Annotated in this window: 20 protein-coding genes; 12 read left to right on the forward strand and 8 right to left on the reverse strand. The window is 65.2% G+C overall.

Annotation, left to right across the window (positions count from 1 at the left end; translation table 11 throughout):
* The first annotated feature begins 375 nt into the window (after positions 1–375).
* Together ptsP and prfA are read left to right on the forward strand one after the other, a co-directional pair.
* Positions 376–2643, forward strand: coding sequence for a phosphoenolpyruvate--protein phosphotransferase (ptsP, locus tag JQ586_RS01725; protein WP_212392748.1), 2268 nt, complete (start codon positions 376–378; stop codon positions 2641–2643).
* A 49-nt stretch (positions 2644–2692) separates the two neighbouring features.
* Entirely contained in the window at positions 2693–3778 is a 1086-nt protein-coding gene (prfA, locus tag JQ586_RS01730) for a peptide chain release factor 1 (RefSeq protein ID WP_212392993.1), read from the forward strand.
* 10 nt (positions 3779–3788) lie between these two features.
* Here the strand turns inward: prfA and JQ586_RS01735 are convergent, their stop codons facing one another.
* Both JQ586_RS01735 and JQ586_RS01740 read right to left on the reverse strand, forming a co-directional pair.
* On the reverse strand, positions 3789–4244 hold the full coding sequence (locus tag JQ586_RS01735; protein WP_212392749.1) for a MarR family winged helix-turn-helix transcriptional regulator: 456 nt from the start codon (positions 4242–4244) through the stop codon (positions 3789–3791).
* Positions 4245–4384: 140 nt separating this feature from the next.
* Positions 4385–4852, reverse strand: coding sequence for a hypothetical protein (locus tag JQ586_RS01740; RefSeq protein ID WP_212392750.1), 468 nt, complete (start codon positions 4850–4852; stop codon positions 4385–4387).
* A 222-nt stretch (positions 4853–5074) separates the two neighbouring features.
* On the opposite strand from JQ586_RS01740, the gene JQ586_RS01745 reads away from it, so the two are divergent.
* From JQ586_RS01745 to JQ586_RS01760, 4 genes are all read left to right on the forward strand, one after another.
* Complete coding sequence (locus JQ586_RS01745) at positions 5075–6421, forward strand: substrate-binding protein (protein ID WP_212392751.1); 1347 nt, start codon at positions 5075–5077, stop codon at positions 6419–6421.
* Between the two features lie 113 nt (positions 6422–6534).
* Positions 6535–7410 (forward strand): branched-chain amino acid ABC transporter permease, encoded by an 876-nt coding sequence (locus JQ586_RS01750; protein ID WP_212392752.1) that lies wholly within the window; start codon positions 6535–6537, stop codon positions 7408–7410.
* A 13-nt stretch (positions 7411–7423) separates the two neighbouring features.
* Positions 7424–9295 (forward strand): ABC transporter permease subunit, encoded by a 1872-nt coding sequence (locus JQ586_RS01755; protein ID WP_212392753.1) that lies wholly within the window; start codon positions 7424–7426, stop codon positions 9293–9295.
* On the forward strand, positions 9292–9990 hold the full coding sequence (locus tag JQ586_RS01760) for an ABC transporter ATP-binding protein (RefSeq protein ID WP_212392754.1): 699 nt from the start codon (positions 9292–9294) through the stop codon (positions 9988–9990). Before JQ586_RS01755 ends, JQ586_RS01760 begins: the two co-directional genes overlap by 4 nt.
* A 65-nt stretch (positions 9991–10055) precedes the next feature.
* Here JQ586_RS01760 and JQ586_RS41285 read toward each other — a convergent pair whose 3' ends face one another.
* Both JQ586_RS41285 and JQ586_RS01770 read right to left on the reverse strand, forming a co-directional pair.
* Positions 10056–10490, reverse strand: a complete 435-nt coding sequence (locus tag JQ586_RS41285) for a pilus assembly protein N-terminal domain-containing protein (RefSeq protein WP_312016915.1) — start codon at positions 10488–10490, stop codon at positions 10056–10058.
* The gene (locus tag JQ586_RS01770) at positions 10450–11061 is read right to left on the reverse strand and encodes a cupin domain-containing protein (protein ID WP_212392756.1); all 612 of its coding nucleotides are present in this window, start codon (positions 11059–11061) and stop codon (positions 10450–10452) included. Before JQ586_RS01770 ends, JQ586_RS41285 begins: the two co-directional genes overlap by 41 nt.
* On the opposite strand from JQ586_RS01770, the gene JQ586_RS01775 reads away from it, so the two are divergent.
* From JQ586_RS01775 to JQ586_RS01785, 3 genes are all read left to right on the forward strand, one after another.
* Positions 11042–12403 carry a helix-turn-helix domain-containing protein gene (locus JQ586_RS01775; RefSeq protein WP_212392757.1) on the forward strand — a complete coding sequence of 454 codons (1362 nt, stop codon included), beginning with the start codon at positions 11042–11044 and terminating at the stop codon, positions 12401–12403. The two genes, JQ586_RS01770 and JQ586_RS01775, sit on opposite strands and share 20 nt — an antisense overlap.
* Positions 12404–12496: 93 nt before the next feature.
* On the forward strand, positions 12497–13387 hold the full coding sequence (gene prmC / locus JQ586_RS01780; protein ID WP_212392758.1) for a peptide chain release factor N(5)-glutamine methyltransferase: 891 nt from the start codon (positions 12497–12499) through the stop codon (positions 13385–13387).
* 456 nt (positions 13388–13843) lie between these two features.
* Complete coding sequence (locus JQ586_RS01785; RefSeq protein WP_212392759.1) at positions 13844–14590, forward strand: DUF4167 domain-containing protein; 747 nt, start codon at positions 13844–13846, stop codon at positions 14588–14590.
* A gap of 96 nt (positions 14591–14686) precedes the next feature.
* Here the strand turns inward: JQ586_RS01785 and JQ586_RS01790 are convergent, their stop codons facing one another.
* Complete coding sequence (locus tag JQ586_RS01790) at positions 14687–15421, reverse strand: methyltransferase domain-containing protein (RefSeq protein WP_212392760.1); 735 nt, start codon at positions 15419–15421, stop codon at positions 14687–14689.
* A 129-nt stretch (positions 15422–15550) separates the two neighbouring features.
* On the opposite strand from JQ586_RS01790, the gene gloB reads away from it, so the two are divergent.
* Both gloB and JQ586_RS01800 read left to right on the forward strand, forming a co-directional pair.
* Positions 15551–16318 carry a hydroxyacylglutathione hydrolase gene (gene gloB, locus JQ586_RS01795; protein ID WP_212392761.1) on the forward strand — a complete coding sequence of 256 codons (768 nt, stop codon included), beginning with the start codon at positions 15551–15553 and terminating at the stop codon, positions 16316–16318.
* Between the two features lie 5 nt (positions 16319–16323).
* Positions 16324–16752, forward strand: a complete 429-nt coding sequence (locus tag JQ586_RS01800; protein WP_212392994.1) for a cupin domain-containing protein — start codon at positions 16324–16326, stop codon at positions 16750–16752.
* A gap of 20 nt (positions 16753–16772) precedes the next feature.
* Here the strand turns inward: JQ586_RS01800 and JQ586_RS01805 are convergent, their stop codons facing one another.
* The 3 genes from JQ586_RS01805 to JQ586_RS01815 all read right to left on the reverse strand — a co-directional run bounded on the left by JQ586_RS01805 (position 16773) and on the right by JQ586_RS01815 (position 19812).
* Positions 16773–17645: a DMT family transporter gene (locus JQ586_RS01805; RefSeq protein ID WP_212392762.1), complete on the reverse strand. Its 873-nt coding sequence runs from the start codon at positions 17643–17645 to the stop codon at positions 16773–16775.
* 97 nt (positions 17646–17742) lie between these two features.
* The gene (phbB, locus tag JQ586_RS01810; protein WP_212392763.1) at positions 17743–18468 is read right to left on the reverse strand and encodes an acetoacetyl-CoA reductase; all 726 of its coding nucleotides are present in this window, start codon (positions 18466–18468) and stop codon (positions 17743–17745) included.
* 165 nt (positions 18469–18633) lie between these two features.
* Complete coding sequence (locus tag JQ586_RS01815) at positions 18634–19812, reverse strand: acetyl-CoA C-acetyltransferase (RefSeq protein WP_212392764.1); 1179 nt, start codon at positions 19810–19812, stop codon at positions 18634–18636.
* Positions 19813–20124: 312 nt separating this feature from the next.
* On the opposite strand from JQ586_RS01815, the gene phaR reads away from it, so the two are divergent.
* Complete coding sequence (gene phaR, locus JQ586_RS01820; protein WP_212392765.1) at positions 20125–20712, forward strand: polyhydroxyalkanoate synthesis repressor PhaR; 588 nt, start codon at positions 20125–20127, stop codon at positions 20710–20712.
* The last annotated feature ends 165 nt before the right edge of the window (positions 20713–20877 follow it).

Raw genomic sequence — 20877 nt, forward strand, 5'->3', positions numbered from 1 at the left:
TTCCTCCTTCGTCATTCCGGCGCAACCCGCAGGGCTGAACCCGGGATGACGAACGGGGAGCGTGCGCACCGCGATCGGCACGGTCGCGCCGTCCCTGCCCCGCCGCGGAGTTGGAATTTCTCTTAGCGGGCGCAGCATTGCGCTGACGCAGACGTTATTTGCTACTGGCAGGCGTTTTGCTTGGCAAAGCAAGCCTCGATTGGCTATACGGCCAGTCAGGTGGGCTGCCGGAAACTGTGCAACAGTTTTGGCAATCCTGATTCGGCAAAATGGGCGCTTGCGGCAGCGCCGGATGACTGAATTTGTCTGCTATTGACGTGTTTTGCGCCAGCGGCCCGCCGGGTGCGCTGGCCAGGCGGGGGAGGGTTTAGAGGCATGCGGAGCACGTCGGGAGGCCCCCGCGTCCTGTTGAGACGGCTCCGCGAAACCATGGCGGAGCAAGTCTCTGCGCAGGAACGCCTCGACAAGATCGTGGTGCTGATCGCCGCCAACATGGTGGCCGAGGTGTGCTCGACCTATGTGCTGCGGGTCGACAACACGCTCGAGCTCTATGCCACCGAAGGTCTGAACCGCGACGCAGTGCATCGCACCGTGCTGAGCGCGCATGAGGGCCTCGTCGGTCTCGTCGCCAGCGAAGCGACGCCGCTGAACCTCTCCGACGCGCAGAGCCACCCCGCCTTCTCCTACCGCCCGGAGACCGGCGAAGAGATCTACCACTCGTTCCTCGGCGTGCCGATCCTGCGCGCCGGCAACACGCTCGGCGTGCTTGTGGTGCAGAACCGCGCCAAGCGCACCTATGTCGAGGAAGAGGTCGAGGCGCTGCAGACAACCGCCATGGTGGTGGCGGAGATGATCGCCTCCGGCGAGCTCGCGGCGCTGGCGCAGCCCGGCGCGGAGCCGGCGGCGCGGCACTCGATGCACAAGACCGGCGCGATCCTCTCCGATGGCATCGCGCTCGGCCATGTCGTGCTGCACGAGCCGCGCGTCGTCATCACCAACTACATCGCCGAGGACCTGCCGAAGGAGATCAAGCGGCTCGACGCGGCGCTCGCGAGTCTGCGCGCCGACCTCGACCGCATGCTGGAGCGCGGCGACGTCGCCGACGGCGGCGAGCACCGCGAGGTGCTGGAAGCCTACCGCATGTTCGCCAACGATCAGGGCTGGTCGCACAAGCTGCACGAAGCCGTCGCAACCGGCCTGACCGCGGAAGCCGCCGTCGAGCGCGTGCAGTCCGACACCCGCGCGCGCATGCTGCGCTCCACCGATCCCTATCTGCGCGACCGCCTGCACGACCTCGAGGACCTCGGCCATCGGCTGATGCGACAGCTGGTCGGCCAGGACCACGCGCCATCGCGCGAGCAATTGCCCGACAATGCCATCCTGATCGCGCGGGCGATGGGGCCCGCGGCACTGCTCGACTATGACCGCAAGCGGCTGCGCGGCCTCGTGCTCGAGGAAGGTACCGCGAACTCGCACGTCTCGATCGTGGCGCGCGCGCTCGGCATCCCCGCCGTCGGCGAGGTGCCGAACGCGCCGGGCATCGCCGATCCCGGCGACGCCATCATCGTCGACGGCATCTCGGGCGAGATCTATGTCCGCCCGTCCGCCGAGATCGAGTCCGCCTACGCCGAACGGGTGCGCTTCCGCGCCCGGCGCCAGGCGCAATATTCGGCGCTGCGCGACAAGCCCTGCGTCACCAAGGACGGCCAGTCGATCGAGCTCCTGATCAATGCCGGCCTGACCATCGACCTGCCGCATATCGACGACACCGGCAGCGCCGGCATCGGCCTGTTCCGAACCGAATTGCAGTTCATGGTGAGCCCGAGCCTGCCGCGCTCCAGCGACCAGCTCGCGCTCTACCGCACCGTGCTCGATGCCGCGGGATCGAAGCCCGTCACGTTCCGCACGCTCGACATCGGCGGCGACAAGGCGCTGCCCTATATGGAGACCGTGACCGAGGAGAATCCCGCGCTCGGCTGGCGTGCGATCCGGCTCGGCCTCGACCGTCCCGGCCTGCTGCGCGGCCAGATCCGCGCGCTGCTCCGCGCCGGCGGCGGGCGCGCGCTGAAGATCATGTTCCCGATGATCTCGGACGTCGCCGAATTCGATCAGGCCAGGGCGATCGTCGAGCGCGAGCTGACCTATCTGCGCCAGCATGGCCACTCGCTGCCCGAGCGCATCGACGTCGGCACCATGGTCGAGGTGCCGGCGCTGCTCTACCAGCTCGACGAGCTCCTGAAGAAGGTCGACTTCGTCTCGGTCGGCTCCAATGACCTGTTCCAGTTCCTGTTCGCGGTCGATCGCGGCAACGCCAAGGTCTCGGAACGCTTCGACACCATGTCTGCGCCGATCCTGCGCGCGCTGCGCGACATCGTGCGCAAGGCGCAGCAGGCGAAGAAGGTCGCCTCGCTGTGCGGCGAGATGGCATCGAAGCCGATCGGCGCGCTGGCGCTGATCGCCCTCGGCTATCGTTCGCTGTCATTGTCGGCGACTGCTCACGGCCCGGTGAAGGCGATGATCCTCGACCTCGACGCCAGGAAGGCCGCGGCGATGATCGATCCGCTGCTGGACGCGCCGTCCGGCAGCGTGTCGATCCGCGAGCAGCTGACGAAATTTGCCGAAGCCGAGGGACTGGCCTTGTAGCGACGCTCCCGTCGCCTCCGCCGCCTTCCGTGATCCGCAGTTTCCGAGAATCGCCATGCTACCCGAAGCCAAACTCGACATCCTGCTCGCCCACCACGCTTCGCTCGAGGCCGAGTTGCTGGGCCAGGTGAATTCCGACCGCTACGTTGCGATCACCCGCGAGCTTGCCGAGCTCAATCCGCTGATCGACGCGGTAAAGACCTATCGTTCCGCGCGCAGCGAGCTTGCCGACACCGAGGCGATGCTGGCGGACGCCGCGACCGATCCCGAGATGCGCAGCATGGCGGAGGCCGAGCTCGACACCTTGCAGGCACGCATCGGCGAGCTCGAACAGAAGATCCGCATCGCGCTGCTGCCCAAGGACGCGATGGACGATCGCAACGTGATGCTGGAAATCCGCGCCGGCACCGGCGGCGACGAGGCCTCGCTGTTCGCCGGCGACCTGTTCCGGATGTATGAGCGCTTCGCCAGCTTGCAGGGCTGGAAGGTCGAGGTGATCTCGGCGAGCGAGGGCACCGTCGGCGGCTACAAGGAAATCATCGCCGAGGTGCAGGGCCGCGGCGCGTTCGCCAGGCTGAAGTTCGAGTCCGGCGTGCACCGCGTGCAGCGCGTGCCCGACACCGAGACGCAGGGCCGCATCCACACCTCGGCCGCGACGGTCGCGGTGCTTCCGGAGGTCGAGGACGTCGACGTCGATATCAAGAACGAGGATCTGCGGATAGAGACCATGCGCGCGGGCGGCGCCGGCGGCCAGCACGTCAACAAGACCGAATCGGCGATTCGCATCACCCACATCCCGACGGGCATCGTGGTGATGATGCAGGACAGCCGTTCGCAGCACAAGAACCGGGCGTCGGCGATGAACATCCTGCGCTCGCGCATCTATGATGCCGAGCGTCAGCGCGTCGAGGCCGCGCGCTCGGCGGACCGCAAGGAGAAGGTCGGCTCCGGCGACCGCTCCGAGCGCATCCGCACCTATAATTTCCCGCAGGGGCGCGTCACCGACCACCGCATCAACCTGACGCTCTACAAGCTGCCGCAGGTGATCGCGGGTGAATCGCTCGGCGAATTGATCGATGCGCTGACCACCGAGCACCAGGCCGCGCAGCTCGCGGCGCAAGGCGCGGCGGCGTGACGGCGCGCCGCTAGCCCGGCTCCGGGGATGACTTCAAAAGGCGACGCAGCGCCGGACTGGCGGCTCGACGCAACTCCTCGATGTTCTTCCTCGAAATCGCCTGGAGTTTCTGCTCGCCCTTCCTGGTCAGCTTGAGCTGCACCCGCCGGCCGTCTTCGGGATCGGTCATCCGGATGATCAGCCCGAGCTTCACCATGCGGTTGATCAGCTCGACGGCGGAGTGATGCCGGACCAGCAGAAATCGCGCGACGTCGCCGACAGTCGCAGGCCGCGGATGGACGAAGCCCTTGATGCCGAGCAGCGCCTGGTGCTGTTGCGGCGTCAGTCCGGCCTGCCGCGCCCCCTGCTCGCTGAACGCGAGAAACGTCCGCAACTGGTAGCGAAAACGCGCCAGCGCCTCGTAGTCGACCGCTCCACTCGGCTTTGTGGCCTTGCCCGGCGCCATTCGCTGTTTCGGTTGAGGCATTCCGCCGTCCCTGGCCTTGCTCCGTCCGCCGCATGGCGGACGTCGGCTGACGGTATCAAGCCCGGGCACGACCGGCCATCCCGGCGGGGATCCCCGGCCGTGTTGTCAACGGTTTGGCCGGGCCGCGTGCCGCGGTGGCGTCACGGCGACGGCCACTGATCGTAGCTCGAGCTGAGCAGCTTCAGGAGCACGATCTGGAATGCGACCGGGATGCGGGCGCTCTTGCGGCGGATGGATTTCTCGAGCGCCTCGGTGATCTCGCCCTTGGTGAGCTTGCCGGTGGAAGCGCGCTCGATCAGGTCGCGCCAGATCTGCGACAGCGATTTGCCGGCGTGGTGCGGAGGCTCGATCAACACTCCGTGCGAGCGCGCCCACTCGATGATCTCGACCATCGTCTGCGGCCCGCAATTGCGCGCGGTGGCGAGGTGCCGGGCGGTCAGCTTGCGCAGCAGACGCTCCGGCGGCACCCACCCGACCTTCGGCGGTGTATCGCCGATGAGCTCGACCGCAAGTTCCTTGAGCACGTTCATCGCCCGCACGCTCAAGCCGGACGACGGCTCCGCGCCACCTTCAGCACTTTCCGCGTGACCTGCCGTTTCCTCGATCATGTCTCTTTATGACAGGACCGGCACACGAGCGCAAACCTCGATCACGTTATATCGTGAAGCGATATAATTCGACGAAAGTGACATTGACTAAACCCGCGGCTGGGCAATTGTTAGCGGTGGAGAGGCTGCGCAACAGCAGCCGCGCACCTGCCGCCGGTCACCCCGATCCGGCGACCACTGGTGATGCGCGCCAAAATCAATCCATTTGGAGGATACCGAGCGATGAGCACCAAGGAGTTTCGGCCGGGCAGGCAACTGAACGTTTCGCGTCGCACCTTGCTGCAGGCCGGTGCAGGCTTGATCGGCGGTGCGGTGCTTCCCGCCTCCGGCGCGCTTGCCGAGGATCATCCGGCGATCGGGACCTATCCCGCCGGCTCGTCCGGCTCCTCGGTCTTCATCGGGATCTCGGTGCCGCGCACCGGCACCTATGCCGTTCAGGGCGAGGATGAGCTCAAGGGCTATCAGCTCGCGATCGAACACATCAACAGCGGACACGACCTGATCAAGAAGATCTCGCCGAAGACCACCAAGGGCGTGCTCGGCAAGGAGCTGAAGTTCGGCGTTGCGGATTCCGCGGCGAAGCCGAACGAGGCCGTCCAGGCGCAGCAGCGCTTCATCACCGAGAACAAGGCGGTGATGATCACCGGTGGCACCTCCAGCGCGGTCGCGGTCGCGCTCAACAAGCTGGCGCAGCGCGAGAAGGTGATCTTCGTCTGCGGCATTTCCGGCTCCAACGATACCACCGGCAAGGATTGCGTGCGCTACGGCTTCCGCCAGGATTTCTTCGGCCAGACCGCGGCGGCGGCAATCGCGCCGGTGCTGATCAAGCAGTTCGGCAAGAACAAGAAGGCAGCCTACCTGACCCCGGACTACACCTATGGCCACACCGTCACCAAGTCGATGCAGGACTTCCTCGCCACGGCCGGCTGGACCACCACCACCGACCAGGTCTCGCCACTCGGCGCGCCGGACTATTCGTCCTACCTGCTCAACGTCGCCAACTCCGGCGCAGACGTTCTGATCAACGTCAACTGGGGACACGACGCCGTGCTGTCGACGCAGCAGGCCAAGCAGTTCGGCGTGCTCGACAAGATGAAGCTGGTGGTGCCCTACCAGGTCCCGTTCATCGCCCGCGAGACCGGCGGCCTGATGCAGGGCGTCTATGCGGCCACCGATTACTGGTGGACGATCGAGGACAAATATCCGCTGGCCAAGATGTTCAACGACGCCTTCGACAAGAAGTACGGCTACAAGCCGGAATGGGGCGCCGAGAACGCCTATGTCAGCTTCGCCCACTGGGCCCGCATGGTCGAGGAGGCCGGCAGCTTCTATCCGCCCGACGTCATCAAGGCCTACGAGAAGGGCGAGACCATCCCCTCGCTGGTCGGCGACGTCCACTATCGCGCCGAGGACCATCAGTGCGTGCGTCCCGTCATCATCGTCCGCGGCAAGATGGAAAAGGACATGAAGAACAAGGAGGACTATTACGACATCGTCGAGATCGTGCCCGGCGAAGGGCTGATGCAGAAACCGGACGCATTCGGCTGCCATCTCGGCGATTACACCTGATCGATCGTGGGAACCTTGGCGCCGTGGGCGGAGTTCAACGCCCGCGGCGTCGTTTTGTGCCGGAACTCCAGCGGCGACATGCTTTCATTGACGGGGCCATCTGAGTTCGCGCCATGATCAACTGGCCAAATTTCGTCTCCCAGCTGTTTAACGGACTGGCGCTCGGCGCCTTGCTGGCGCTGATCAGCTCCGGACTGACGATCATCTACGGCACGCTCGGCGTGCTCAATCTCGCCCATGGCGCCATGTTCATGATCGGCGGCTATGCCGGATATGTGGCCTACAGCTACACCGGCTCCTTCGTCGTCGCGGTCGTGGCGGGCTCGCTGTTCGTGATGGCGCTCGGAGTGGTGATGGAGCGGGTCGTGATCCGCCACTTCTATCATCGTCCGCATGAGGACCAGCTGCTGGTCACGTTCGGGCTCGGCATCTGCTTCGTCGAGATCGTGCGGCTGATCTTCACCAGCCAGTCCCAGGTGGTACCGCCGCCACCGATGCTGCAGGGCATCACCTCGCTCGGCTTCCTGTTCTACCCGACCTATCGCCTCGCGGTGGTCGGCATCGTCGCAGTCGCGCTCGGCGGGCTGTTCCTGGTGCTCTACCGCACGCGATTGGGAATGATCGTGCGCGCCGGCATCGAGGATTCGGTGATGGTGGATTCGCTCGGCATCAACGTCTACCGCGTCTTCATGATCGTGTTCGGCATCGGCGCGATGGCCGCGGGCTTCGCCGGCATCATCAATGCGCCGGTGGTGTCGCTCACGCCCGGCGTCGGCGACGACATCCTGGTCGAGACCTTCGTCGTCGTGGTGATCGGCGGCGTCGGCTCGTTTCCCGGCGCCATCCTCGGCGGCCTGATCGCAGGCGAGATCATCAGCATCACCTCCATGTTCAACCCCGGTTACGCCTACGTCATGCTGTTCGCGGCAATGACGCTCGTGCTCGTGATCAGACCGCACGGCCTGCTCGGCACGCAGGGCCGCGAATGACGACGGATATGCAATGCTGAAGCAGCGCCCATACCTGATCGAGACCCTGACCGCCATCGGCCTGATCGCCGCGCCCTTCGTGCTGCCCCTGCTCGGCTTCGCGCCGAACACGGTCAACCGGATCCTGGTGTGGGGCCTGTTCGGCCTCGGCTTCGACATCCTGTTCGGCTTCACCGGCCTGTTGTCGTTCGGCCAATCCGCGTTCTACGGCACCGGCGGCTTCGTTGCGGCCTACCTGCTGACCCAGGCCGGATTTCCCAACGTCCTGCTCGCGCTCGTCATCGGCATGATCGCGGCGGCCGCCGCCGGCTACCTGATCGGCCTGATCGCGTTGCGCCGGACCGGCATCTATTTCGCGATGATCACGGTCGCGATCGCCGAAGTGTTCTTCTTCGTCGAGTTCAATCCGCTGTCGGACTGGACCGGCGGCGAGAACGGGCTGCCTGGCGTGCCGACCCCGAGCTTCAATCTCGGCTTCACCACGCTGCATTTCGACAGCGGCTGGTCGCTCTATCAATTCCTCGCGCTGTGCTATTTCGTCGGCATCGTCATCGCGCTGCGTATCGTGCGCTCGCCGGTCGGCGCGATCTTCAGCGCGATCAGGGACAATCCGCTGCGCGCGACCGCGGTCGGCCACAACATCCACGCCTACAAGCTGACCGCGTTCGTGATCGCCGCCGCCTATGCCGGCTTCGCGGGCGGCCTGCTCGGCGTGCTGCAGGCTTTCATGCCGCCGGACGCATTCACCTTCGACACCTCGGGGCAACTCGTGATGCAGACGGCGATCGGCGGCCGCGGCACGTTGTTCGGACCGCTGGTCGGCGCGGCCGTCTGGCTGTCGCTGCAGGATTTTCTGCAGGCGACGCTCAATCTGGGCGCGGCCTGGAAGCTGGTGTTGGGCATCGTCTTCGTGCTGCTGGTGTGCTTCCTGCGCCGCGGCATCGTCGGCGGCCTCGTTGATCTCTATGGGCTGCTGACCGGCAAGCGCGGCGCTGAAGCCGACACAACCGAGGCAGGTGTTTCCGCGCAGGACGAGCAGCGCGCCGCGGAAGCCGCCACCGCCCACGAGCCGGCCGCGGTCCCGATCTCGTCGCGACCGCACCTCCCCGGCGCGCCGTCCGGCCCCATCCTGCAGGCGCGAGGCCTGACCAAGCGCTATGGCGGCCTGCTCGCCAACAGCGACATCGACTTCACGGTCAACCATGGTGAGCTGCGCGGCATCATCGGGCCCAACGGGGCGGGCAAATCGACCTTCTTCAAGATGCTGACCTGCGAGGTCCACCCGACGTCGGGCAGCATCGTGTTCGAAGGCCGCGACATCACCGGGCTCAGCGTCACCGATGTCTGCCAGCTCGGCCTGACCAAGAGCTATCAGGTCAACCAGCTGTTCGCAGGACTGACCGTGCGCGAGAACCTGGTGATCGCGGCGCTGTCCGGACTGCGCGGCAGGTTTCGGCTGGATCTGTTCCGCAGCATCGACGGCATTCCCGGCCTCACCGAGCGCGTCGAGCACACGCTCGAGCTGGTCAATCTGACGGCCCGGCCGGACACGCCGGTGTCCGAGCTCGCCTATGGCGAGAAGCGCCGGCTGGAGATCGGCCTCGCGCTTGCGACCTCCCCGAGCCTGCTGCTGCTCGACGAGCCGCTCGCCGGCATGAGCCCGCGCGAGCGGGTCGAGACGGTGAGGCTCCTGAAGTCGATCAGCCAGGGCCGTACGATGATCATCATCGATCACGACATGGATGCGCTGTTCGAGCTCGCCGAGCGCGTGACCGTGCTGCAGGAGGGCCGCGTGCTGGTCGAGGGAACGCCCGACGAGATCAAGAACAATTCGACCGTCCAGGAGGCCTATCTTGGCGGCGTGCATGGAGTGCTCGCCGCATGAGCCTGCTCGAGGTCAACGGACTGAACAGCTATTACGGCGATTCGCACATCCTGTTCGACGTCTCGCTGCGCGTCGAGCGCAACGAGGTGGTGGCGCTGCTCGGCCGCAACGGCGCCGGCAAGAGCACGACGCTGAAGAGCCTGATGGGCGTGGTGACCCCGCGCGCCGGCTCGGTGATGTTCGACGGCATCGAGATATCGGGCCGCAAGAGCCACAAGATCGCGCAGGCCGGCATGCAGTTGGTCCATGAGGAGCGCCGCATCTTCGGCAGCCTGAGCGTCGAGGAGAATCTCGTCATCGCCGGGCTGACGGCCTCGCAGCGCTGGCCACTGGAGCGCATCTACGAGATGTTCCCGCGCCTGCGTGAACGCCGCGGCAATCGCGGCACCGACCTGTCGGGCGGCGAGCAGCAGATGCTGGCGATCGCGCGCGCGCTGGTGCGCGATCCCAAGATCATCCTGCTCGACGAGCCGTTCGAGGGGCTGGCGCCGGTGATCGTGCGCGACCTGATGAAGGCCTGCCGCGATCTCGCCGAGGCCGGGCAAACCATCGTGCTGGTGGAGCAGAATCTCGCCGCGACGCTCGCGCTCGCCCAGCGCATCTACATCATCAACAACGGACACATCGTCCACGAAGGCCCGGCGCAGGAGATCAAGGCCCAGCCCGACGTCCTGCAGCGCTATCTCGGGGTCTAGGCTTGCATGACTGGCTAGCCGACGGGCCTTCCGACGCGCGCGCATTCGTCGCGATTGCCCGGCGTTCAAATTGGCCCGGGATTGTGCACAACGATCCTCAGGTTGGCGATCACGATCCCGCCTTTGTCGACAATGACCAGATTCGTGGTACCGGGGCCCAGCGCCTTGAGGAGCAGCGAGCGCTTGCCCAGCGCCTGAAAATCGATCACGCGGGGATCTCCGATCAGCACGAGGCCAAACGGCCTATCGATCTCGAGCGTGGTCCTGCCGCCGGGCTCGAGATTGACGCTGGCGTGCCCACCTTTGATCTCCGTCTGCGCTCGCGCGCGTGATATCGCGGGCCCCATCGCAAATTGGGCTGCAAGGAGGGCGACAATCAATGAATGACGCGTTTGCATCCTCTGCGCTTCCAGATGTCGTACATGGTCAAGTGACGCGCTCCAAGGCGACTCCGACCCTTCAAGGCATCCTGGCCGGTGAGGAGAATGGCTTGGTGGCATCGGCAAGGAACATGACAAGCGCACTCAGATCGCTGGTTCCGCTACTGAACACCTCCATGGGCATGCCGGGCCCATGTCCGGGCATGACCTGTCCGGCTGCCGCATGGCCAACGCCATGTGGCGTCTTTTGGCCCAGCTCTCCCGTCAGCACATAGAAGCTTTCAGATCCGGGATGCGTGTGCACGGGCGTTCTAGCTCCCGGCGATCCGGCCGCGCTATTGATGCGCAACAGATACTGGGGCGCGGGGAAGGACGGCACCGGGCCCACTTCCGCAACCATGGTGCCGCCAGGCGACGATCCACCCTTCGCGCCGAGGGTGAACAACCACGCCTTGCCGGCGGCTTCGGCGGCGAGTGCAGTCGGACCAGCCGCCGCTTGCGCCTGGGCCAGCGTCGGGAAATTGTCGATGCGCCAGAACAATTGACCGATAGGCAGTTGCGGAATTTTCCTCTCCGCTATCGGCTTGATTTCAAATTGTTGAGCCGGGGCGGTCGATGATGTCAACGCCATGCCTGCAATGGCCCCCGATACCAAAGCAGCATGTCGAGAAATGAGCCAACCGCCCGGCATCGATGAGTCTCCAGGAAAAATTCGCGGTATCGGGAAGATTGCGGTGAATCGCGGCAACCGGGCTATTCAGTTTGCGCGCCGATATTCAAAAATCGCCGAAAACGCAGTAGCATGCGCGTGCGACTGGCCCTGCCGGCGAATAGCCGTGATATCGGCAGACGATCACATGAGTGGCGTTGATCCCGACGGCGGAATCCTGGACGGGCAGGCATTCTCCAATGTCCTGCCCGCAGATCTCGTGCGCGCTCTGGGCTGGCTCCGCGGTCACCTTTCCGAACCGGTGCAACTCGATCTGCTTGCCCAGGCCGCTGACGTTCGTCCTCGGACCCTTGAGAAACACTTCAAGATGTTTCTTGGCACGACGCCGCTTGGCTGGGTGCGTCACATGCGGCTGGCACGGGCGCGCCAGGAATTCGTCCGTCTTGGACCGAACGCTACGGTCACGACGGTTGCACTCAACAACGGCTTCAGTCAGCTCGGGCGATTTGCAGCCGAATATCGCAAGGCGTTTGGCGAACTGCCTTCAGCGACCATCCGCCGTGCAAAAGGCGCGTCCACGACGACTTCCGACTGCGATCTTGATGAGGCCATGCGACTGACATCGGACGCCCTGCCATTTGCGTTCGCGGTTGAGCGCGCGCAATGCAACATTGCCCTTGAAAAGCTGAGCCGTCCGCAAGAGCTGGCGCCCGGCTATGGATTGGCCAAGGCGGTCGCCGGTTGGTGTTGGGCGCAGCGTGCGGCGCATGATTTCGCTGCAACTCCTGCGGCAGATCGCAATCATGCATCTCGGCTTGCCGCGGAAGCCTATGAGCTCGCCCCTGACGATGCCCTGACGTTGACGCTGAGCAGCGGCGCGCTCGTGCTGCTCCATCAGCTTGAAGCAGCGGATCAGCGGCTGGAACGTGCATTGGCGCTTGATCCCTGGTTGGCATATGGCTGGATTCGTCGCGGTTGGATGTCCGCTTATGTTGGAGACAGCGATGGAGCACTCCGCGAACTCAGGATCGCGCTTCATCTGATGCCGTTCGAGCCACTGCGGCACATCACGTGCATCGGCATTGGCTGCGCGCACTTTGCAGCCGAACGCTACGATCGCGCGGCGGCATGGGTCAGGAGCGGCGTGGAGGCCTATCCGCAATCTCATTGGGCACAACGAGTAGCCGTTGCTGCCGTCGCCTTGACGGGTGCCCGCGCGGAAGCACGTCGCATGGGTCGGGAGCTGCTGCGGAAGGAGCCGAATTTGACGGCCTCGCTGGCGCGGCGGGCATGGCCGTTTACTCCGAGATTCATGTCGTGCCTCGGAGATGGGCTCGAGATTGCAGGATTGCCCGCCGCCTAGCAGACCGCGCGCATTTGCTGGACGACCGCCTGCGGGCCAGGGTCCGTGGCGCATCATATCGACGCCGCGTCGGCCATCGGCTAACAAGCCGCGATGAGCCAACCCGCCGAACGTGGCAGTCCGACCGTCGACAGCGCCCGCCGCGCGCTCGCCGCACGCCTGAAGACGGCCGGCAACGACTCGGCGGAAGCAGATGCGCGGCTTCTGACCGGCGCAGCGCTCGGACTCGATCTCACCGGCCTGATCAAGGCGGCGAGCCGGCTCCTGAGCACGTCCGAATCGGGTCAGCTCGAATCGCTGGCGCGGCGTCGCCTGGCCGGTGAGCCGGTCGCGCGCATCCTCGGGATGAAGGAATTCTGGGGGCTGCCCCTGAAACTCTCCGCCGCGACGCTGGTGCCACGCCCCGACACCGAGACGGTGGTCGAGCGCGCGCTGGAGCTGTTGCGGGCCGACGGCGCGCTCGACCGCCCCCTGCGGCTGGCCGATCTCGGCACCGGTTCGGGCGCGATCCTGCTCGCACTGTTGTCCGAGCTGCCCCATGCGCAGGGCTTCGGCACAGACATTTCGGAGCAAGCCCTGGAGACCGCGCGCGACAACGCTGCGCGGCTTGGCCTCGCTGGTCGCGCGATCTTCATCCGCTGCGATTTTGCGAGTGGCCTGGACGGCGCGTTCGACCTGATCGTGTCGAACCCGCCCTATATCCGCTCCGCCGATATCGCCGAACTCGCGACCGAGGTGCGCGACCACGACCCCCCCGCGGCGCTCGATGGCGGCGCCGACGGGCTGGATGCCTATCGCGCCCTGATCTCGCACTCTGCGGGTCTTTTGGTCTCGAACGGCTTTCTGGTTGTGGAGGCCGGCGCGGGTCAGAGCGAGGACATTGAAGCTTTGATGACCGCCGCAGGGTTAACCACAGCCGGGCCGCCCAAGGCCGATCTGGGGGGCGTCCCGCGGGCGGTTTCCGGCCGCCGGTTGCCCCGATAAAGTCCTATTGGAACGCAAAAAAAGCTCTTGGAATATCCCCCGGGAACGACTACGTTCCGGGCACAACATCGGTACTGGCCCCGTAGCCAACGGGTGATGACCAGGGTTCTCGACGAGAGCCCGCCGATCGAAGGGTTCCAAAACGCAGGTCACATTGAGCGCAAAAGCCGAAGCTGTGCTGCTCTCGACCGCCAAGCGAACGAAAGCCTGTTATTGCGCTTGAAGACTTACGCAAGAGAAGTGGGCCTGTCTCGACGGGCGGAATGATTTGGTCGCTGGCGAGGCCCGTCAGCGGTTGGGGAACGCGTCTTTGTTGAACGCGACATTGCTGAACGAGATGGTCGGCGACATCGAAGCCAATTCGGACGGTACTGCGATTCCGTGCGCGTAACTGCGTGCCGAATCGATCGAAGCTATGGACTGCGAAAACATCAGGGCTGGAATAAAAGGCGACATATGAGAAACGGTCAGAACAACAAGCGGATGCGCAACCGGAATAACAACAACAATAACAACAACAACAACAACCGGCGCGGCCAGAATCCACTGACACGGGTGTACGAATCGAACGGTCCCGACATCAAGATCCGCGGCACGGCCTCCCATGTGGCCGAGAAATACGTCCAGCTCGCCCGCGATGCACGCTCCTCCGGCGATCCGGTCGCAGCCGAGAACTACTACCAGCACGCCGAGCATTATTACCGGATCATCGCTGCCGCGCAGGAGCAATTCCGGCAGAACCAGCAGCAGCCGCGACCTGATGCCGAGGTGGCGCCGTCCGACGACAGCGACGACGACAGTGACGGCTATTCGAGCTTCGGCCAGGAGCCGGGCTTCGTGCCCCAGCCGCAGCCCTATATGCGCGACAACAACCAGCAGCCCTATCAGCGCGACCAGCAGCAGCCGCGCGAGCACCGGGAGCACCGCGAGCGGGAGCATCGTCCGCAGCCGCAGCAGTATCAGCCGCAGCCGGCGAACCAGCCACAGCCCGCGATGGCCGATGCCGGCGGCGTCGATCGCCTGCCCTCCTTCATCACCGGCGGCCCGCAGCCGCAGGTCAATGGCGGCTTTGAGGGCAATGGCGGCGGAGAGCGTGGCGAGCGTGCCGAACGCTTCCCGCGCCGGCGCCGCCGTCCGCACGGTCCGCGTCCCGAGATGGCGCAGCCCGCGCCGAGCGACGACTTCAATCCGGGCAACGAGTAAGGCACCGGATCATTTCTGAAGATTGAGGGCGGGCACGCGCAGGCGGTCCGCCTTCTACTTTTCAAGCCTCTCGATCTGGCGCCTTTCCTCGAAGCGCTATCCCCGGGCTCCCGTCGACGACGGCACCAGCACCGGCTGTAACGACGGGATGAGCCGCGTGCGCCCACGGTGCGCGGGAATCGCGCGATAGACCTGCTTGCTCGCCTCGACGATATGCACACCGGCAAATGGCAGCGACAGCGCCGCGCCGACGCGCTCCCACGCCATCGCCGAGCGCAAGAACCAGCCGCCCTGGACCGGCGGCATGAACAGCGCCTCGCCCCATGCCGTCGGCGTGAACCAGGTCTGCCGCAAGAGTTGCGTGATCTGTGCGCGCGAATAGGGCCTGCCGTGGCCGAACGGCGTGTTGTCGGTGCGCGTCCATACGCCACGCCGGTTCGGGATCACCGCGATCACCCGTCCCGATGGCGCCAGCACGCGCCAGACCTCGCGCAGCAGCCGCTCCGGGTCGTCGGACATTTCCAGTGCATGCACCAGGAGCACGCGGTCAACCGCGGCATCCGGCAGCGGCATCGAAAATTCGTCGATCAGGGTCGCCAGCGCCGGCCGGCCGGTCGGCCATTTCAGGACGCCCTGCGCCGCCGGCATGAAGGCGATGCAGCGCTCGCAGCTGTCGCGGAACAGGCCGAGATAGGGCGTCGGATAGCCGAGCCCGAGCACCCGCTGACCCTCCGCATTGGACCAGCGTTCGCGGATACCGCGGTTGATGAGCTGGCGCGCCACGATGCCGAGGCGCTGGGAGTAGAAATCCCGGAGGTCGATGACGTCCATGGCTCAACCTAACACGCCGCCAAAGGCCGCGGCGCGCGGAAATTTGCGTTGCCGCATGAGGGTTAACGCCATATTTCACCCCTATATAGGGCGCGTTGAACACCCGTCCGTTTTGTTCGTGGAGATACCATGGCCGCCGAGATTCGCCTGTTCCCCTGTCTGACCGATAATTTCGGTTATCTGATCCACGACCCCGAGACCAAGGCGACCGCGTCGATCGACGCGCCGGAGGCCGGGCCGATCATCGAGGCGCTGGAACGTGAGGGCTGGACGCTGACCGACATCCTCCTCACCCATCACCACGGCGACCATGTCGGCGGCGTCGCCGAGCTGAAGCAGAAATATGGTTGCCGCGTGGTCGCCCCGCACGACAAGTCGGCGAAGATCGCCAATGTCGATCTGCGCGCCGCCAATGCAGACGTGATCAAGGTCGGCAGCCTGCTGGCGCGCGTCGTCGAGACGCCCGGCCACACGCTCGACCACATCTCCTACGTATTCGACGGCGAGAAGGCGGTGTTCGCCGCCGACACGCTGTTCTCGATCGGCTGCGGCCGGGTGTTCGAGGGCAACTATCCGATGATGTGGGATTCGCTGCTGAAGCTGCGCGCGCTGCCCGACGACTTCCGGCTCTATTGCGGCCATGAGTACACGGCATCGAACGTCAAGTTCGCGCTCACAGTCGAATCCGACAATCCGGACTTGCAGGCGCGTGCGGCGGAAGTCGCAAAACTGCGCGCCGAGAACAAGCCGACGATCCCGACCCTGCTCGGCGAGGAGAAGAAGGCCAATGTGTTCCTGCGCGCCGACGAGCCGTCGGTTGCGGCCAAGCTGCACATGAAGGGCGCCGAGCCTGCCGCGGTGTTCGGCGAGCTTCGCGAGCGCAAGAACAAGTCCTGATGCCGCTGCCCACGGCTGCCGAGATCATCGCGCGGCTCGAGTTGAAGCCGCATCCCGAAGGCGGGCACTATCGCGAGACGTTTCGCGACAAGCGCTGCGCCGCCAACGGCCGCGCCCGCTCGACCGCGATCTATTTCCTGCTGGCGCGCGGCGAGCGCTCGCATTGGCATCGCATCGATGCGGTCGAGGTCTGGCACTACTATGCGGGCGCGCCGCTGCTGCTGCAGATCGCGCATGAGGGCTGCACCCGCCACACGGTGAAGCTTGGCCCCGACGTCGCGGCCGGCGAGCGGCCGCAGGCGATCGTGCCGGCGGACGCCTGGCAGGCCGCCGAGAGCAGCGGCGACTGGACGCTGGTCGGCTGTACAGTGGCGCCGGGATTCGAGTTTGCCAGCTTCGAGCTGGCGCCGAAGGGTTGGGAGCCCTGTTCGTAGAAGCCCCTCTTGTCCGATCGCTACGTTCTCTTCCTCAGCACCATGTCTTTCGCCGCGATCAGGCCGCCGCCGGCAATCAGGATCGCGGCGATGGCGATGTTGGCGCTGGGTTTTGCGAATCCGGCGAGGATCAGGAAGGCGGTCGATAGCAGCGGCGTGGCGTAGGACGCCGCCCCCAGCACGCGGATGTCGCCGTGCTTCATGCCGACGTCCCAGGCAAAGAACGCGGCGCCGACCGGGCCGATGCCGAGGCCGATGACCGCAAGCCATTGCAGCGATGTCTCGGGCCAGACGGTCGTCTCCACCATCATGTGCACCGACGCCGCCAGCACGGCGGTCGCGAGGCAAAAGCCCGCCACCGCATCGGTCGGCACCGCCTTGAGCCGGCGCGACATCACCGAATAGGACGCCCAGACGAAGGCGGCGACGAAGGCCGCCGCGAATCCCGGAATCTGGCTTTGCGCAAAACTGCCGGTGTTGCCGGCGAACAGCAGCACCGTGCCCACGAGACCGAGCACGGCGCCTGCGATGTGATGCGCGGCGAGCCGCTCGCCGGGCAGCAGCGAGGAGAACAGCACGATCAGGAGCGGCCAGAGATAATTGAGCAGGCCCGCCTCGGCCGGAGGCGCGTAGCGCAGCGCCAGGAAGTACAGCGCGTGATAGCCGAACAGCCCGCCGACACCGACCACCCAGGCGACCGGCGGCTGCTTCAAGGCGCCGAACGCCGAGGGGCGAAACAGGAAGCTGGCGAAGGCGACCGCTGCAGCAATCGCGAACGCCATCGCGGCGAGCTGGAAGGCCGGAATCTTGCCGGTCGCCACCGTCATCACCGACAGCAGCGACCACATCAGGATAGCGGTCAGTCCAACGAGGGTAGCGGTCCGATTTGTCATTTTCTCGTCATTGCAGGCGACGCGAAGCAATCCATTCGCCGTCAATAGCGGAAATGGATTGCTTCGTCGCTAGCGCTCCTCGCAATGACGAGAGCCATCAGGCGTGATACTGACCGCCATTGATGGTCAGCGTCGAGCCGGTGATGAAGCCGGCGTCGTCGGCGGCGAGGAAGACCACCGCGCGCGCAATCTCCTCGGGCTCGCCGAGGCGGTTGACCGGGATTTGCGGGATCACGTTCTTCTCCAGCACGTCCTTGGGCACGGCCTGCACCATCTCGGTATTGATGTAGCCGGGCGCGATCACATTGACCGTGATGCCGCCCTTGGCATTCTCCAGCGCGAGCGCCTTGGTGAAGCCGATATCGCCGGCCTTCGCCGCCGAATAGTTGACCTGGCCGAACTGGCCCTTCTGCCCGTTGATCGAGGAGATCGAGATGATGCGGCCGAACTTGCGCGCGCGCATGCCTTCGATCACCTGGCGCGTCATGTTGAACAGCGAGCCGAGATTGGTGCTGATCACGGCATTCCACTGCTCGAGCGTCATCTTGTGGAAGGCGGTGTCGCGGGTGATGCCGGCGTTGTTGACCAGCACGTCGACCGGGCCGAGGTCGGCCTCGACCTTCTTCACGCCGGCCGCGCACTCGTCGAACGAGGCGACGTCCCACTTGTAGACGGGGATGCCGGTCTCCGCCTTGAACTTCTCCGCGGCGGCATCATTGCCGGCATAGCTTGCCGCCACCTTGTAGCCGGCCGCCTTCAGTCCCTTGCTGATCGAAGCTCCGATGCCCCGCGTTCCGCCAGTCACCAATGCAACACGTGCCATGTCCGTCTCCTCCTTGGCCGTCTTTTATGACCGGATAGCTCCAGTCTTTGCACTCACTCACACAAACAAAAATGCCCGGCGCGTGGCCGGGCATCTTATTTATCAGCTCGCGCCGCGGTTGACAGATGATCTTTTCATCACCTAACCCGCTCCGCTGCCTTTTGTTCAGTCGCGTGCAACGCACATGGCGATGCCCATGCCGCCGCCGATGCACAGCGTGGCGAGACCCTTCTTGGCGTCGCGCTTCTGCATCTCGTGCAGCAGCGTCACCAGCACGCGCGCGCCCGAGGCACCGATCGGATGCCCGATCGCGATGGCACCGCCGTTGACGTTGACCTTGGCCGGATCCCAGCCGAGGTCCTTGTTGACCGCACAGGCCTGCGCCGCGAACGCCTCGTTGGCCTCGATCAGATCGAGGTCGGCGATGTTCCAGCCGGCCTTCTTCAATGCGGTGCGGGAGGCGGGGATCGGACCGGTGCCCATGATCTTGGGATCGACGCCGGCCTGGCCCCACGAGACGATGCGGGCCAGCGGCTTCTTGCCCTGCTTGGCCGCTTCCTTGGCGGTCATCAGCACGAGCGCGGCGGCGCCGTCATTGATGCCCGAGGCGTTGCCGGCCGTGACGGTGCCGTCCTTCTCGAAGGCCGCGCGGAGCTTGCCCATCGCATCCAGCGTGGCGCCATGGCGGGGATACTCGTCGGCATCGACCACGACGTCGCCCTTGCGCGACTTGATGGTGACCGGGACGATCTCGTCCTTGAACTTGCCGGCCTTCTGCGCGGCCTCGGCCTTGTTCTGCGATGCGACGGCGAACTCGTCCTGCTGCGCACGGGTGATCTGGTACTGCTTGGCGACGTTCTCGGCGGTGTTGCCCATGTGGTAGCCGTTGAAGGCGTCCCACAGGCCGTCCTTGATCATGGTGTCGACCAGTTCGAGGCCGCCCATCTTGACGCCGGCGCGCAGATATTGCGCGTGCGGGGCCATGCTCATCGATTCCTGGCCGCCGGCGACGACGACCGAAGAGTCGCCGTTGACCAGGGCCTGGTAGCCGAGCGCGACCGAGCGCAGGCCCGAGCCGCAGAGCTGGTTGACGCCCCAGGCGGGGCTCTCCACCGGAATGCCGGCCTTGATCGAAGCCTGGCGCGCGGGGTTCTGGCCCTGCGCCGCGATCAGGATCTGGCCCATGATGACTTCGGAGACTTGCCCCGGGTCGACGCCCGCGCGCTCCAGAGCCGCCTTGATGGCGATCGCGCCGAGATCATGGGCGGGCGTGGTAGCGAATGCGCCGTTGAAGCTGCCGACCGGGGTGCGGGCGGCGCTGACGATGACGACATCGTCTGACATGGACATCTCCTGTTGGTTGTAGTTGGGTTTCTCGACGGCGGGCGGCCGGTTGGCGGGCCTGTCTCTTAATCCGTATCCTGTAAACCTCGTTGAGGCATGTCAATCGAACAGTGGCCGAATTCGCGTCGCGCCGCATTCAAAATGACGCACTTGGCCGTTTCCTGAGCAATCCCTATGCTTTGAGATTAACCGTGCCGCACAAAACGGTAGCCGAAGCGCTTTGAAAATGCTTACCTTTGCTGCGATGCGTTGTATTTAACCCTGCGGCGATGCTGCCGGGTTCCAGGTTCTTCGGTGTTGAAGTGAGAGCCCATGGCAAAATCTGAACAACCGACTACGATCAAGAAATACGCGAACCGGCGGCTCTATAATACCGGTACGAGCACTTACGTGACGCTCGAGGATCTCGCGGCGATGGTGAAGGAGGGCGAGGATTTCCTCGTCTATGATGCCAAGACCGGCGACGACATCACCCGCTCAGTGCTTGCGCAGATCATTTTCGAGCAGGAGAACAAGGCCGGCCAGAACCTGCTGCCGACCACGTTCCTTCGGCAGTTGATTCGCTTCTATGGCGACAGCATGCAGATGGTGGTGCCGAAATATCTCGAGCAATCGCTCGAGACACTGACGCGGGAGCAGGAGAAATTCCGCAAGCAGATCGCTGGCGCGTTGAGCGGAACGCCGTTTGCGCCGCTCGAAGAGCAGGTCCGCCGCAACATGGAGCTGTTCCAGCAGACCTTCTCGATGTTCAAGCCATTCGTGCCGCAACGCGGCAACGCCGAGCCGGACAAGGTCGCCGATCCCGCGCCCGACGACAGCAAGATCGATGATCTGCGCCGCCAGATGAAGGACATGCAGGATCGCCTCGAGCGCATGTCGCAGCCGAAGAAGGACGAGTAGGTTCTCGTTCTTCGCCGCGCTGCCGGCACGCAAATCACGACACTCACGACTGTCATCGCCCGGCTCGGCCGGGCGATCCAGTATTCCAGGGATGCCAGAGTTCGAACCGCTGCAGCCGGCGTGCTGGACGGCACGGCGTACCCCGCCTTCGCGGGATATGTGATC

The sequence above is a fragment of the Bradyrhizobium jicamae genome, assembly GCF_018130215.1.
Lineage (GTDB): Bacteria > Pseudomonadota > Alphaproteobacteria > Rhizobiales > Xanthobacteraceae > Bradyrhizobium > Bradyrhizobium jicamae_A.

Bases quoted from the DNA above. Each gene is read 5' to 3' on its own strand.
- ptsP (WP_212392748.1), top strand. From the start codon at position 376: ATGCGGAGCACGTCGGGAGGCCCCCGCGTCCTGTTGAGACGGCTCCGC.
- JQ586_RS01735 (WP_212392749.1), bottom strand. From the start codon at position 4,244: ATGCCTCAACCGAAACAGCGAATGGCGCCGGGCAAGGCCACAAAGCCG.
- JQ586_RS01740 (WP_212392750.1), bottom strand. From the start codon at position 4,852: ATGATCGAGGAAACGGCAGGTCACGCGGAAAGTGCTGAAGGTGGCGCG.
- JQ586_RS01745 (WP_212392751.1), top strand. From the start codon at position 5,075: ATGAGCACCAAGGAGTTTCGGCCGGGCAGGCAACTGAACGTTTCGCGT.
- JQ586_RS01750 (WP_212392752.1), top strand. From the start codon at position 6,535: ATGATCAACTGGCCAAATTTCGTCTCCCAGCTGTTTAACGGACTGGCG.
- JQ586_RS01755 (WP_212392753.1), top strand. From the start codon at position 7,424: ATGCTGAAGCAGCGCCCATACCTGATCGAGACCCTGACCGCCATCGGC.
- JQ586_RS01760 (WP_212392754.1), top strand. From the start codon at position 9,292: ATGAGCCTGCTCGAGGTCAACGGACTGAACAGCTATTACGGCGATTCG.
- JQ586_RS41285 (WP_312016915.1), bottom strand. From the start codon at position 10,490: ATGCCACCAAGCCATTCTCCTCACCGGCCAGGATGCCTTGAAGGGTCG.
- JQ586_RS01775 (WP_212392757.1), top strand. From the start codon at position 11,042: ATGAGCCAACCGCCCGGCATCGATGAGTCTCCAGGAAAAATTCGCGGT.
- JQ586_RS01770 (WP_212392756.1), bottom strand. From the start codon at position 11,061: ATGCCGGGCGGTTGGCTCATTTCTCGACATGCTGCTTTGGTATCGGGG.
- prmC (WP_212392758.1), top strand. From the start codon at position 12,497: ATGAGCCAACCCGCCGAACGTGGCAGTCCGACCGTCGACAGCGCCCGC.
- JQ586_RS01785 (WP_212392759.1), top strand. From the start codon at position 13,844: ATGAGAAACGGTCAGAACAACAAGCGGATGCGCAACCGGAATAACAAC.
- JQ586_RS01790 (WP_212392760.1), bottom strand. From the start codon at position 15,421: ATGGACGTCATCGACCTCCGGGATTTCTACTCCCAGCGCCTCGGCATC.
- gloB (WP_212392761.1), top strand. From the start codon at position 15,551: ATGGCCGCCGAGATTCGCCTGTTCCCCTGTCTGACCGATAATTTCGGT.
- JQ586_RS01805 (WP_212392762.1), bottom strand. From the start codon at position 17,645: ATGACAAATCGGACCGCTACCCTCGTTGGACTGACCGCTATCCTGATG.
- phbB (WP_212392763.1), bottom strand. From the start codon at position 18,468: ATGGCACGTGTTGCATTGGTGACTGGCGGAACGCGGGGCATCGGAGCT.
- JQ586_RS01815 (WP_212392764.1), bottom strand. From the start codon at position 19,812: ATGTCAGACGATGTCGTCATCGTCAGCGCCGCCCGCACCCCGGTCGGC.
- phaR (WP_212392765.1), top strand. From the start codon at position 20,125: ATGGCAAAATCTGAACAACCGACTACGATCAAGAAATACGCGAACCGG.